Below are 14,452 nucleotides of genomic sequence, written 5' to 3'. Positions count from 1 at the left end.
ACTCACTTTCCGATTAAACTTGTCTTCATCTCCAACATTTTCTAAATCTTCGAGGTATAAGTGAGTCGCACCAAATATCTTATCCTATCGGCAAAAACATCGAAAACGTCGTCCCCTTCCCCAACTCGCTCTCAACATCAATATGCCCGCCGTGACTGCGGACGACTCCGTAAACAACGGCAAGTCCCAAGCCTGCGGCTTGCGTGCTTTCCTTCGTTGTAAAGAATGGTTCGAAGATTCGCCCAATGACTTCCTTACTCATTCCTACCCCGGTATCTTTCACGTAAATGCCGATATACTTTTTCGCCGTTGTACTTTCAAAACGATGTGAAAGTTCTTCAGCGAATGTTACGGATGCTGAAATCATCAGAGTTCCGCCATTCGGCATCATCGCGTCGCGCGCATTCAAACATAAATTTTGGAGAGATTGGAGCAACACGGATTTGTCTGCTTTGATTACAGGAAGTTCGTCTGCTACTTGTAATGATGTCTTGATATTGATTGGTATGGTTTGTTTCATCCAAACTGAAAGTTCATCAAGGGTATTTTTTACTTGAATTGTTTCAAGATTGTCCGCTGTTTGTCTGGCAAAGGCAGAAATCTGTCTCACCAATTCCGAACCCTTCTGCACACTCTTTTTTATTTCGTCCGAACTGCTTGAAAGCGTCTCTGCATCTGTTTTGGCAAGGTCAATCAGGCGAGCATAACCCATGATAACAGACAGAAGTTTTGTAAAATCATACGCAATGCCGGAAGCAAGCGTGCTGATACTATCGAGTTTCTGTGCTTCGCGCTGATGTTGTTCCAGCACTTTTTGCTCGGTAATATCTTTTCCCATCCCGACGAAACCGACAAGTTGTTCATTCTCAAACACAGGAGAAAATGAAAAATTGACCGTATGAATTTTTCCATTTTTCGATTTCATCTCGGCGTCGAATCGCCCTTCCCTCATTTTATTTTTTTGAACATAATGCAGGTACGTCGGGATGTAATCTTTCGGTTCGATAAAATCAATCAACGAATGGCCGAGCATATCGGATTCAGAGATGCCGAGTGTTGAAGTCAGAGAGCCGTTTGCCACTTCAATATGAAATTGTTCGTCAGTCATAATGAACAAATCATTCATCACCACCAACGCGGCTTTGATGGAATCATATACCGTCACCATGATTTTATGGCGGAAGAGTAAATACACGGTCACGAGTAACGCAATAGCAGAAGTTATTCCATACCACTCTGCACCTCCAACGGTCAGAATTTGAGCAATAGAATAGGTTAGCGGTCCCGGAAGAACAACGAGGAGAACAGTAAAACCTGATAAGAGAAGATTCGATTGAACTTTTCGCTCGGCAAATCCCTTCACCAACGAATACAACAACGTGACTCCGATGCTGAAGAACACCGACATCCACGTGATGTAAAAAATAAATCCCGACGATGAAATTGTTTCAGTCTCCGATTGACTGACAATTCCCGTTGCGAGCATCAGGTAACTCAAAAGTCCAGCCGAATAAATTGCAATGACGACTACTTTTGATTTCAGAATATCGTAGCGTCTCAGGAAAATGACAACGAAGTGGAGAAAGAAAAATGGAATCAAACAGAAGAGAAATTCGGTGAGCCGCACAAACACATCGCCGCGCAACACTCCCTCGCTGAGCAAATCCTTCCCAAGTCCGTAGACAATCAAACAACCGACACAAAACGCGTAGAAGCGATTGAGCAGATTCTTCGGAGATTTGACAACAATAATTCCTGCCAACAGCAGGTTGATTATCGTATAGGCTATCGAAACATAATAGTAGAGCATGATGACATTACAAGTTGTGCGGACAATGTAATTGCGTGATTAATTGGTTGTGTTAATTCATTCCATATTCAGACGGAATATAACCACTTTCTTTGAGAGATACAGGTTTTCCGTCTTTGATAATTTCCTTCTTCACCAGCACGGCAAACCAACGCCGCACTGCTTCGACGAGAATAATAACAGCGCAAACCATTATTATTCCTGTAAGAATAGAATTAACGTACCCTTGAGTCGCTGTTTTCGGGTTTGAAGTCAACGACAAAAAATTATCAGTGATGTTGAGGAAGCCGGCAACGAGAGTTGTAGTGGCAACGAACAGCATCGGCGCAAGCGTTACCCAAGCATATCGAACTTTTCCTGCATTGATAATCGCGCTTGTAGCAACTGCGAGCGCTACCGCCGCAAGCAGTTGATTTGCCGTTCCGAACATGGGCCAAATCGTGCTGATGTTTCCTGTCCAGATAAAATATCCCCAGCCAAACACAACCAAACCGGTTGAGAGAAGTGTACCGGGAAGCCAATCTGTTTTCTCCATTGGTTTCCAGACTCGGCCACCAAATTCCTGAACAAGGAAACGGGCGACGCGTGTGCCTGTATCAATTGTTGTGAGGATGAACAATGCTTCAAACATAATCGCGAAGTGATACCAATACGACATCAACCCAGCCATTCCGGGGATTGCTGAAAAAATTTGTGCGAAACCGACAGCAAGCGAAACCGCTCCGCCCGGTCGTCCGGCAATTTGTTCTCCGACTTCCTGTGCAAGCATTTCGAGATTTTCTGTCTGCATACCAAGCGCGGCGAATTTTTCGGGTGAAAGATTGATGGCGAAGTAATCTCCGGGAAACAACGAACTTGAAGCAATCAGCGCTATCACTCCGACCAATCCTTCCATCAACATTGCGCCGTAACCAATCATTCGGGCATCGGTTTCTTTGTTGAGCATTTTCGGCGTCGTGCCTGATGAGACAAGCGAATGAAATCCCGAAATTGCTCCACACGCAATCGTGATGAAAACGAACGGGAAAACTTTTCCGGGAATTATGGGACCGCCGCCATGAATGAACTCGGTAATTGCAGGCATTTTTAATTCAGGATGGACAACAATGACACCGATAACAAGCGCGGCAATCGTTCCGATTTTCATGTATGATGAAAGATAATCACGCGGGCAGAGAAGCAACCACACAGGCAACACCGATGCAATAAAACCATACGCCGCAATTGCGATAATGATTCCTTCACGCGAGAACGTAAAATATTCAGCAAGCGGAGATTCGGGAATCCACGCGCCGACAATGACAGCGGCAAACACTCCAACAACACCAATCATACTTGCTTCTGCAACTCTTCCCGGACGGATTTTGTACATCCACAATCCGACAAACAGCGCTATGGGAATTGTCGCCGCGATTGTAAATGTTCCCCAAGGACTTTCACGCAACGCGTTGACGACTGCAAGTCAAAGTCCCGCAAGAGCAATAACAACGATGATGAGAATGGCAATCGAAGAAATCAACCCGGCAAGCGGACTAACCTCGTGCCTTGCAATTTCAGCAAGCGATTTTCCTTTTCGTCTGATAGACGCGGCAAGAATAACAAAATCATGAACTGCGCCGCCGAGACAAACACCGATGAGTAACCACAGGAATCCCGGAAGAAACCCAAACTGCGTCGCCAGCACCGGGCCAATCAGCGGACCCGCTCCCGAAATCGCCGCGAAGTGATGACCGAACAATACCCACTTGTTTGTCGGATGATAGTTCTGTCCATCATTCAGCGTATGCGCCGGAGTTTCCCGCGAGCCATTCAAAGCAACAACTTTCGCCGCAATGAACGCGCTGTAGTAACGATAGGCAATCGCCATCACCAAAAGGGCAACAATAATTAATGGTAAAGCATTCATTCAGTTTTGAGTTTTGGGTTTTTAGTTTTTGGTCTTGGTTTTTGGTTCATTGTTCTTTACTATTTAACTGCTTTTGTCAATAGTCATTTGTCATTCGTCATTTGTAAAAACGAATAACCAGTAATAGAAAACGGATATTTTTTTACTTTTTATTTTTGACTTTTGACTTGACTAAAAGGCGTCAACATAATGTTCGATTTCCGGCTTACCGTTCTTGTATAAAATCGAAATGACATCAAACCGACAAGAGATATCTTCTATTTCATTTTCTGCAAGATAGCCTTCGGCAACAGCGCGAATTGTTTTCTGCTTTGATTCTGTCACTGCTTCAATCGGCGCACCGTAGTTTGTTGAACGACGCGCCTTCACTTCGATAAAGACGAGTGTTTCATTCTCTTGTGCGATGATATCTATCTCGTCTCGTTCGTATCTGTAATTTTGTCGGAGGATACGATAACCTTTTTTCTGCAAATATTCAACAGCGAGTGCTTCGCCTTGTGCGCCTTGTCTTCGACGATTCATTCTCGCTCGAATAATGTTAGTTGCTTATCATGAAGATGAAAACTCTTCCGGTGAATTTCACACAATCCATATTTCCTGATTGCGGCAATATGCTGTTTCGTTCCGTAGCCTTTGTGCTGTGCGAATCCATATTGGGGAAATTGCTCGTCGTATTCAATCATTAACCTGTCACGGGTAACTTTGGCAATAATTGAAGCGGCGGCAATGGAAAAACATTTTGCATCGCCATCCACAATTGTCTGAAACGGTATTCCCTTTCCGGAAAATCTGTTCCCGTCAATGAGCAATTGCTGTGGCTTCGGCTTCAGTTGTTCGATTGCTTCGTGCATTGCTCTGAATGTTGCTTGCAAAATGTTCACTTCATCAACGAGCACATGAGAAACAATTCCCACACCGACACTCAATGCTTTTTCTTGAATCAACTCGAATAGTTCATCACGCTTTTTACCATTCAATTTCTTCGAGTCATCAATTCCATCAATCGAGATATTTTTATGAACGATTACAGCCGCGGCAACCACCGGACCCGCAAGCGGTCCACGTCCTGCTTCATCAACACCTGCAACATGTAATATTCCATCGTTCCAATATTGCTGTTCGTACTTTGTACTTAGTACTTTGTACTTTGTTCTTCGTTCTTTATTCCTTGTCATTCGTCAATGGTCATTTGTCATTGGTGGTTTAATGTAAGAATGAAACCAGTAACCACAAACCTGCAACCTGTAACCAAGCGAATCAAAACTCATTAACAATCCCAAAGTGTATCTTCCCCTGCGAGAACGAATCTCCTTCTCCAAAAGCAAAACTGACTCCGAGCAAACCGATTCCCGTTTCGATTCGCGTTCCGATGCCGTAACCATATTTGAATGATTGTGAAGATGCAATTCCTTGTGCTTGATTGTCGGGAAGAAAGTAATATCCTCCGTCTAAAAATCCAAAGAAAAATGAACGCCGACTCAACAAAAAACGATATTCCACACTCGTCCATGCGATACGTGAACCGATGAACTGACCTTCCTTATAACCGCGCAATGTTGTCGTGCCTCCAAGTCGGTACATTTCACCGATTCCAATGTTATCGGCAAGCAATTCTTTTCCGTGTAATTCAATTGAAAGCACTTGTCGTTGAAATATTTCAACAGGCACCGCAACATCCAGAGCAAGTTTCTGAACCGCCGCTTCGTTTGCACCGAAAGTTTTGTTTCCAATACGATAATCGCTTCGATAATAAACTCCCTTTGTTGGATTGAACATATCATCACGAGTATCATAGTGCAGTTCTATTCCTGTTGTTGTCGTTTTCGATTCAACAATTTGCAATCCTGCATTATTATTCGATGGGATTACAGATTCATGTGAAAAGACTCCTCCGAGTGTGAACTCATCAAACAAACGGACATACGCCGTAACTTCAAATTGTCTGCTGACATACAACGTGTCCTGTTGTCTCTGCTTGAATGTTCCTCCAACATCAACAGGAAAATTGAAAAACCATGGCTCGACATAATGAAGAATAATTTCCTGAACGTCTGTACGCTCTTTCTGCCAACGAACATTCAACTTGCGCGCAGTTCCGAAAAGATTTCGCATCGAAACGTTTGCCAAGCCGGTGAGAAATCCATCCTCACCGGAAGAACCCGGAACATATCCAAGCACCCCGTCAAACGTATTTGTATTTCCTTCTTCCACAGGAATTGTGAGAACTCCTCCCGAATCATTCATAGTCAATACAAGTTCATTCACCTGGGAAAATATGTTCAGCCGATTCAATCGTTGAGGTATGATTTTTACCTTCCGCTCATCATAAATTTCGTTCATACCTATCTTCGCCTCCCGAACGATGACATATTCCTTTGTCTCTTTATTTCCGGAAGCACGAACTTCTTTTATGTGAACAAGTTCTCCTTCTTCGATTTTTAAGGTAATTCTAAGTCGGGTTTCGTTTTGTTCTTGATAGGATTCAATTGATTTGACGGAAATTGCCGCGAACGGATGCCCGATTGATTCATACTCAGAAATCAAATCATCAATATCCTGTTCAAGCAATTCTTTTTGAAGAGAATCTCCCTCACGCGTTTCAAATCGTTCCAGAAGAAATTTTGTGGAAAGTGTTGAATTGCCTTCCAAAATTATTTCGCCAACAACTCCCTGAGAATAACCGTCAACCGTCAACCAGCAAACCAACAACAAAAATATTATTTTCTGATTCACAGTGCGACAATAACAATTCAGTCAGGAATTAGCGGTAGCGCGTTCGCCACGTATCCCAAATAGGATTTCGCAAGCGGTAATCGCCGAAGCCGGTTTCATCCACGAACACAAATTCCCGGTTCATTTCAAAGTAGGTCCAGATTTCGTACGGCTTCGAATCAATATCGAACGGATGCCGCTCGATGTTGTTCGGCTCTCCAAAAACGATATACACATTTCCTCTGTCCGTCTTCCAGCCCTCCTGATAGTGGCTGAAATTTTTGTTGGCAAATTCGACACGCTGATAATATTCGAGCATCAACTCGTTGACTTCCGTTTCTTTCGTCGGGTCACGCTTCTTCCAAAACTCTACAAATAAATCGCGCTTCCGTTCCGCGACTGCCGCTTTCATTTCTTCAATCACTTCCTTCTCCGCAACATATTGAAGTTGGTCAATCGCAAGGTCAATATCATTCACTGATACAGGCAATCCTTGAATCCGAACATTAAGTCTCCTCGAAACACTACTCACTTCTTTCATCAACGAACTATCAGAACTGTCGGGAATGTATGCTTTCACGTCAAGCGTATATTCCCCGGCTAACAGCGCGTTGCTTGAAATATTCATGAAGCACGATTGCTTGGATTTCGTCAGCGATTTTTTCAACGTGTCGGTTCGCACGACAACACCGAGTTTACTTGAAAGGGTAAGGATAAACTTTGCTTCAAGCGGAAGAGTTTTCGAACGCGCCTCGAAGAAAAACGAAATCATTTCCGGTGCGCTTCCAATCGTAGCGGCAATGTTTGGTACGACAACCGTTTTCTCCTCTTCCTTATTTAGTTGTTTGACAACCATGACATCACTGAGCGTCAGGTTCTCTGAAAACTCCCTGACCTTCACAGCTCTCTTGACCTGATTCAATTTCCGCGTTTCCACATCCCGGATTTGCACTACAAATTCGTACGAATCCGGTTTGAGATAAAATGTTTTTTGACTCATCTTCCCGGTTGTCGGAGAAACGGATTCCTGATAATCTTCAGTTGAAAGTTCTTCCGTCCAGAGTTTCTCATTGACAAGGTTTCCCTCTTTATCAAGGACATCTATTGTCACTTCGTAACTTGAACGAAACAGATTGTCGGATTTTACAAACGATAACATTTCGTGCGGCACTTGAACATACGCATCCACCCTACTCACGCCTACGCTATCTGAGCCGAAGTTCAAAATATCGAGGAAGAAATGCGGTAAGTCTGCTTCTATCATCGCGTGCGGGCGATTATCCTGCCCGATTGAATATGTTGTCAGACAAAAAACTGCAAACAAAAAACAATAAACTCTTTTCATACCCAAAACACTTTCTCCTCTCTCAACGAATTTTGTAGAACATTAGTTTCTTCTCCTCGAACTTCTTTTCCAACAGGTATTGCAAACAAATCATACTCCTCCGCATCAATGATTTCAACTTCATAGAAGTTGCCGATGGCAAACTCGTTGGAAGAATGAACCATGACTGAGTTGTCAACTTCCGGAGCGTCTCGTTCCGTTCGGCAAATCGAAACATCGCCCTGCTTTTCATCAACTAAAACACGAAGTTGCTTTCCTGTCAATTCTTCGTTCTTCCGTAGCGATATTTCTTTTTGAGTTTCCATGATGATTCGTTTTCGTTCTTCCTTCACTTCAAAAGGAATCGGGTCGCCGAGTGGAAACGCCGATGTATCTTCTTCCTGTGAATAGGTGAAAACACCGAGCCGGGCAAATTCTGTTTCTTTGATGAATTCAACAAGTTCATTGAAATCGTTTTCTGTTTCGTTCGGATAGCCGACGATGATTGTGGTTCTCAACGCGATGTTCGGAACTTTCGCTCGAATTGTTTCAATCAAATTTCGAGTTGCTCGTGAACTGATTCCGCGTTGCATTGATTTCAACACAGAGTCAGAAATATGTTGAACGGGCATATCGAGATAGCGACAAATCTTTTCGTTTGCAATGAACGCATCTAAAATTTCAAGCGGAAATTGCGATGGATACGCGTACATCAACCGAATCCATTCGAGTCCGGTTACTCCGTTTAGTTGCTCAAGCAATTGCGGAAGCGTTCGCTTGCCGTACAAGTCAAGACCATAGTAGGTGCTTTCCTGAGCGATGAGAATAAGTTCTTTCACTCCGTTTGACGCAAGATTTTCTGCTTCGCTTATGAGTTTTTCAATTGATTTGCTTTGATGTTTTCCACGCATCAACGGAATTGCACAAAACGCGCACGGTCTATCGCATCCTTCCGAGATTTTCAAGTAGGCAAAATGTTTTGGCGTTGTAAGAATCCGTTCGCCGAGGAGTTCATATTTGTAATCTCCACCGAGCGCTTGCACGACTTTGTCCATCTTGTTTGCGCCGATGAACAAATCTACTTCAGGAATTTCTTTTTGCAATTCAATCGAGTATCGTTCCGAAAGACAACCCATGACAACGACTTTCTGAAGTTTGCCATGCTTTTTCCGTTCAACCGCTTGAAGAATCGTCTCGATGGATTCGTTCTTCGCATCCTGAATAAATCCGCATGTGTTGATGATGAGCGTGTCTGCGCGATTCGGGTCGTTCGTCAATTCCATCTCGTTCAACCTGAGTTGGTTCATCAGCACTTCGGAATCAACAGTATTTTTTTCACAACCCAACGTAAGGACGTGAACTTTTTCTTTTTTGGACATCAATTAAAACTAAAGACAACAAAATCTAAATAAAGATACACAATCGGCGAGACGAAAAGCAAACTATCAAAACGGTCGAGAATGCCGCCATGCCCGGGTATGATATTCGATGAATCTTTCACACCTGCGTCCCGCTTCAGGAGCGATTCAAATAAATCACCAAGTTGACCGAATAAACCGACAATCACTCCAAGCACAATCGCTTGTTGAAGTTGTAGATAATCAAGCACAAGATATTTTGCCGCAATCGAAGTTGCAACTGCGAACAAAAATCCGGCAATCGCACCCTCCCAACTCTTATTCGGACTGACGCGTGGAAATAATTTATGCTTTCCAATTGATTTACCGACATAATACGCCGCAGAATCGCACACCCAAATCATTGTATAGATTGAGACAACCGTGTAGCCGCCCCATAGATACAATCGTTCGTTCAGTTCAGTGCTCATAAATTCTGACGGCATCAACCGCACTACAGGAACATGGAGCGGTGTGAACACTTCTCGCACACCGACAAGCGTTCCGAAAAACAACGAGACGTACGCAACCCCGAAGATTGTTGTCGAAAGATTGTTGAGCGCCGAACCGTTGTTCCGAAATAACTCAACCAAACCAATCACAGGAATTGCAGTAAGAAAAACAATCAACAAAAATTGTGACTCGGATTTGGGTGCGCTACCAAACCAATTGCCAAACAATTCAAACAAGTTATTGTTGAAAAATGCAAGCAAGACAAAACACCCGGTAATCAAACCAAGTGCTCTTAACGGACGCGCTCCTTTTGCTTTGGCAAGTCCGTAGAATTCAAGCAACGCAAATGAAGAAATCAAGGTAGCAAACAGAAAGAAAACAAATCCACCTTTGATGGTCACATAGATGATAACCGGAATTGCAACGAGCGCGACAAGAAGTCGTTTCAGGTGATTGCTCATGTCCACATGTCCTTTGGTTCTTGCACAACTGTTTCCTTCGTCGCGGTGGTTTTCAAAAATAAATATGTGGAGACAGAAAAGATGAAGAGCATCAGCACAAACAACATGAGAACATCATTCGTTGTCATCGCTTCGGGGTCACTTGTAAGAATTGCTTCGTCGTCAATGTTTAGGTACAGCGCAATACACGCGAGAGCGTTGTTGAAAAAATGCGCGGCTGAGGAGACCCAAATGCTTCCCGATCTTGTGGTGAGAAATCCGAGATATATTCCCAACGCGCCAAGCGGAATCAAGGTAAAAGGATTGAGATGATACGCGCCAAAAATTAATCCTGTCAGAACATATCCGACCGTCGGCGTTAATCCCTTCTCCATGCTTCGCTGAATCAGTCCTCGAAAGAAAAATTCTTCCGTAATTGCGGGTAACACGGCGATGATAAGAATAACGAACAGCAACTCAGGAACCGACTGTGAACCCGCGAGCATTTTATACGTCTCTTCATACATCACCTTGAATTTGTCCTGAAATTCCCGGACGAATTCGGGGAGAGGTATTTTTTCCTGAAAGTAGAGATAGACTTGAAGAAGTTGCTGAAGGGAAAACACTCCGACAATGGCATGAACAATTGCAAGCGGGTCTGGCGCCTTTAACCGCATGTACTCTGTCGGGCGAAACGTAACGAACTGAATAAGGAAAAATGTCGGAACCAAAATAAAAAGTATCTGACCGATTCCTGTCGCAATTCGTAATCCCGTAACATTTGCTTTCGTCAGGTCCATTCCGAAAATCAAGAACGTTATCAGACTTCCGACAAATTGATAGAGAATAAAAATCAAGATGAGAGAAATAAAAGCGAAGAGTACCGGATGAATTCCGTGCCGCTCCAAAAATGTTCGAGGAAGAAACTGTTGAACGAGTTGCGGTTGTTCAACGTTTTCCTGAAGAGGAAGTTCCGGCTCGGTCATTTCAAATCATAATGATATTTACATGATACGATGATTATCGCCTCTTCAGTAACTTTGCAAACGAGACGATGTTCATCATTAATTCTGCGTGACCAGTAGCCTCCTTTTATGTGTTTGAGCGGTTCGGGTTTTCCCTTCCCTTCAAAAGGAGTTCGCGTAATTTCAAGTATAAGTTGTGCAATGCGCTGTTGGAGTTTCCTGTCATGGATTCCCCATTCAGTAAAATCCTTGAACGCGCTGTTTTCAAAGAAAATATTCCTCACGCTACTTTCTCAATATCACTCAGCGGTACATGAATAAGGTTTTTCCCGAGTTCAACATTCTCAATCGCGTTCAGCAAGCGTCGTTTGTTTTCTGAAAAACGGAATAAATACTCTGTCTCGTCAATCTCATTCACGGTAATTTCGATTTCCTTATCCCGAAACATGTCTTGAATCTTCTCAAGAAGTTCGGAATTAAGTTGACCCGCATTCATACGAAGTGTCATTTCCATAGATACCTTATTTATAGTTCCTGATAATATACTGAGATTTTCAAATCTAACCTGACCGAAAGATTCAGTTCATTGGTTGGTTTGAGAGTTGATTTTTTATCATCGCACACAGAAGCGGAATCATGATTTCATGATGTCCCGTAAAAGCATAAGATTTGCCATGGCCTTTTGTCGGGCGGAACAATACATTCATGCGCGGGCGGTAATGTTGAAGCATGTCAAAGTTTGCCGTCGTAAACCCCTTCGCTTTGTAACCGAGATTCCGTGCAACAGTGATTGCTTTCAAAAATACTTCCGGCAAAATGACAGCCGAGCCGATGTTCAAGACAACTCCGCCGCCTTGCAAATCTTTCACAACATTGCAAAGAACTTTGAAATCCCGAAATGACATTTCACCTGTTGCCGCTCCGTTCATCGTCGGTTGCTGATGAATAATGTCTGTTCCGATTGCCGCGTGAACAGTCACAGGGATTTGAAGTCGGTAACAGGAAGCGAGAATGCTGAGTTTCGAGTTTCGAGATTTGAGCAATTTCTTTCCTAATGCTTCTCCATATCCGATTGTACTTTTCCTCGAAGCATTTGTGAGAACGCCGTTAATGAACTCACCTGTTTCCTTCGACATACCGAATGTTCCGTCAACAATAGTTTCCTCGACATCTTCCGAAGTCGTTCCCCACATCGCCGTTTCGACATCATGGATTGCCGCCGCGCTGTTCATCGCAACGGCGGAAATGATTTTCCGTTCGAGCAAATCTATCAACAACGGATTCAATCCGACTTTAATCACGTGTGCTCCGAGCATGACAACAACCGGTTTCTTTCGCTTCACCGATTTTTCAACATCATCTACAAACTTTCTCAAATCTTCTGCAACGAGAATGTGCGGCAACGACCGAACAAAATCATCAAACGATTGTTGCTTCGGGTCGAACACGTGAGCAAACTGGTTTGCCTTGACTTTACTCTTCCTGCTTTTGATTGAAATTGTCTTGACTTTCTTCAAATCAATTTGTTGATATGCCATTCGTATGTTCCTCAATCATCAATCTTTGATGGAATCGGACCGTTGATGCCGCTGTACTCAATCAACTCGGCATCAATCGAACCGATGATTACTTTCGTACTGACCTGAACCGGAATTCTTCGTTCATCATCAGTCAGCCACACGTTCACCTTTCCTTCGCTTTTGAACAGTCCGCCTTCACGCGCCAACGGTTCAACCACGATGCAATTAAATGTTCCCGCCTCAACTTCAATTTCCTGTTTCCCTTTATACTTCACATCGAGTTCGTAGGTAGAATCTTTATAAAAATTTTGCAGGCGAAGTTTTTCTCCCGGCTTGTAGTTTGAAAAGTCAACGACACGAGCAAAGAAAAACGCAGAGAGCATATCATGAACATACGGCGGAATCGGGTGGCTTCCTTCCGTTGTGTGTGCGAAGTGATGAACTTGGTCAAAGTCTGCAATGAAATCTCTCGTGTACCCGCCTTCGCGAATGTGCTGTTCAAATCTCCAAGGGAACAATCCCTCCGCATCAATGATTGTAGAGTAACGGTCACGCACTTTGTAAATCCAATCAAAGAACGGCTTTGAGTCAACCTCAAAATCCACCTTGAAACACTTACGTCCGTTGTGCATGACATCCGATATTTTGATGACAGCTTCACCCGCTGTGACAAATCCATAGTTCACATCAAATTTCAGAATTTCACCTGCGGCGAACGCCTTGTTCGGTATCTTCCGAAGCGTGTCCGATGAAATAGCGTTGAGTGAATCCTTCTGCTCTTGTGCAAATGATTGCAAAACAAACAGAAATATCAAACACAACAAAAGAACTTTTAATTTTTCACTTTTCATTTTTAACTTTTCCCTAAAACTCTTTTTACTTTCTGATACACATCTTCAACTGAAATCGTCTCCATACACTCACACGTTGTTGCTTGAAGACATTTTTTACAATCTGCCGGTTTTCCATCCGGAGAAAAAATTGTTTTTGCATTCGTGTATGGACTCCATCGCGCAGCGCTGAGTGCCGTTATTTGTGGATACAATCCAATCACATACGTTCCGACTGCCGCCGCAATATGAATCGGTCCCGTTGAGTTGGCGACAAACAACGTCGCACGTTTTGCTATCGCGGCAAAATCACGCAACGATTCAAAATTGATGAGCGGAACTGCATTCGTACCGGCTAAATTCATCACTGTATTCACAAGTTGCTCTTCATTTTTCTTTCCTGTAATAACCACACGAACATTCGGAATGTTTCCGAGTCGCTGAGCCAACTCGCCAAACTTTTTCGCGCTCCAATCCCGCGCAGAACCGCCGCTTCCCGGATGAAGCACAACGACTCTCTCTTCGGGTTGAATTCCAAGTCGCTCAAGAATGTTGTTGACTCGATTCGTTGATTCAGGATGTACGATTAATGATGGTTGAATATGTAAGCCATCAACTGAACAACCGACAACCGACAACAACTGTAAATTGTATTCAAGTTCATGCCGTTGTGCTGTTTTCCGATGCTCATACATTTTCTTATTGAACAGAAACGAATACCACCGGTAACCCGTTCCGACGCGAACGGGAATTGCGGCAAACCAAGTTGCCCATGCAAGTCGTGGTCGCGGTTGCGTGTGAATCACCACATCGAATTTCTGTGAGCGCAACGAACTAACCAACTGAGCAAAGGGAGTCAGCACACCGTCATCTTCGTCATAGTACAGGATTTGGTCAACGAACTCATTATCCTCGACAAGTTCCTTCGTGTATGTTCGGATGAGCATTGCCACATGCGCGTTCGGAAATTGCTGTTTGATGACTTGCGCCATCGGAAGCGTGAGAAGAACATCTCCAATGCGGTCAGTTCGGATGATGAGAAATCGTTGTTCGTGTTGTTTCAAATGAGAGTTTCAAAAACCGGCTTAATATACG

Annotated in this window: 13 protein-coding genes and 1 pseudogene; all 14 read right to left on the bottom strand. The window is 43.5% G+C overall.

Annotation, left to right across the window (positions count from 1 at the left end):
• Positions 1 to 79: 79 nt before the first annotated feature.
• The 14 genes and pseudogenes from HY960_03870 to HY960_03805 all read right to left on the bottom strand — a co-directional run bounded on the left by HY960_03870 (position 80) and on the right by HY960_03805 (position 14,421).
• Positions 80 to 1,810, bottom strand: coding sequence for a PAS domain S-box protein (locus tag HY960_03870; GenBank protein ID MBI5214865.1), 1,731 nt, complete (start codon positions 1,808 to 1,810; stop codon positions 80 to 82).
• 52 nt (positions 1,811 to 1,862) lie between these two features.
• A pseudogene (locus tag HY960_03865) lies at positions 1,863 to 3,716 on the bottom strand (carbon starvation protein A).
• A gap of 171 nt (positions 3,717 to 3,887) precedes the next feature.
• Positions 3,888 to 4,238, bottom strand: a complete 351-nt coding sequence (locus tag HY960_03860; protein MBI5214864.1) for a YraN family protein — start codon at positions 4,236 to 4,238, stop codon at positions 3,888 to 3,890.
• A complete protein-coding gene (locus HY960_03855) occupies positions 4,235 to 4,891 on the bottom strand; it encodes a ribonuclease HII (protein MBI5214863.1) in 657 nt (218 codons plus the stop codon). The genes HY960_03860 and HY960_03855 overlap by 4 nt, the downstream gene beginning before the upstream one ends.
• Positions 4,892 to 4,973: 82 nt before the next feature.
• A complete protein-coding gene (locus HY960_03850) occupies positions 4,974 to 6,449 on the bottom strand; it encodes a BamA/TamA family outer membrane protein (protein ID MBI5214862.1) in 1,476 nt (491 codons plus the stop codon).
• A 28-nt stretch (positions 6,450 to 6,477) separates the two neighbouring features.
• Complete coding sequence (locus HY960_03845; GenBank protein ID MBI5214861.1) at positions 6,478 to 7,773, bottom strand: GWxTD domain-containing protein; 1,296 nt, start codon at positions 7,771 to 7,773, stop codon at positions 6,478 to 6,480.
• Positions 7,770 to 9,131: a 30S ribosomal protein S12 methylthiotransferase RimO gene (gene rimO / locus HY960_03840; protein MBI5214860.1), complete on the bottom strand. Its 1,362-nt coding sequence runs from the start codon at positions 9,129 to 9,131 to the stop codon at positions 7,770 to 7,772. The genes HY960_03845 and rimO overlap by 4 nt, the downstream gene beginning before the upstream one ends.
• The gene (locus tag HY960_03835; GenBank protein MBI5214859.1) at positions 9,131 to 10,069 is read right to left on the bottom strand and encodes a phosphatidate cytidylyltransferase; all 939 of its coding nucleotides are present in this window, start codon (positions 10,067 to 10,069) and stop codon (positions 9,131 to 9,133) included. Before HY960_03835 ends, rimO begins: the two co-directional genes overlap by 1 nt.
• Positions 10,060 to 11,028 carry a CPBP family intramembrane metalloprotease gene (locus HY960_03830; GenBank protein MBI5214858.1) on the bottom strand — a complete coding sequence of 323 codons (969 nt, stop codon included), beginning with the start codon at positions 11,026 to 11,028 and terminating at the stop codon, positions 10,060 to 10,062. Before HY960_03830 ends, HY960_03835 begins: the two co-directional genes overlap by 10 nt.
• Complete coding sequence (locus HY960_03825) at positions 11,025 to 11,291, bottom strand: Txe/YoeB family addiction module toxin (GenBank protein MBI5214857.1); 267 nt, start codon at positions 11,289 to 11,291, stop codon at positions 11,025 to 11,027. Before HY960_03825 ends, HY960_03830 begins: the two co-directional genes overlap by 4 nt.
• Positions 11,288 to 11,521, bottom strand: a complete 234-nt coding sequence (locus tag HY960_03820) for a hypothetical protein (protein MBI5214856.1) — start codon at positions 11,519 to 11,521, stop codon at positions 11,288 to 11,290. Before HY960_03820 ends, HY960_03825 begins: the two co-directional genes overlap by 4 nt.
• A 64-nt stretch (positions 11,522 to 11,585) precedes the next feature.
• Positions 11,586 to 12,545, bottom strand: a complete 960-nt coding sequence (locus HY960_03815) for a hypothetical protein (GenBank protein MBI5214855.1) — start codon at positions 12,543 to 12,545, stop codon at positions 11,586 to 11,588.
• Positions 12,546 to 12,556: 11 nt separating this feature from the next.
• Complete coding sequence (locus HY960_03810; protein ID MBI5214854.1) at positions 12,557 to 13,378, bottom strand: DUF3108 domain-containing protein; 822 nt, start codon at positions 13,376 to 13,378, stop codon at positions 12,557 to 12,559.
• Positions 13,379 to 13,380: 2 nt separating this feature from the next.
• Positions 13,381 to 14,421, bottom strand: coding sequence for a glycosyltransferase family 9 protein (locus tag HY960_03805; protein MBI5214853.1), 1,041 nt, complete (start codon positions 14,419 to 14,421; stop codon positions 13,381 to 13,383).
• Between the last annotated feature and the right edge of the window lie 31 nt (positions 14,422 to 14,452).

The organism is Ignavibacteriota bacterium, assembly GCA_016212665.1.
GTDB lineage: Bacteria > Bacteroidota > Ignavibacteria > UBA10030 > SZUA-254 > FW602-bin19.
This window is presented reverse-complemented; position numbering and strand designations above follow the sequence as displayed.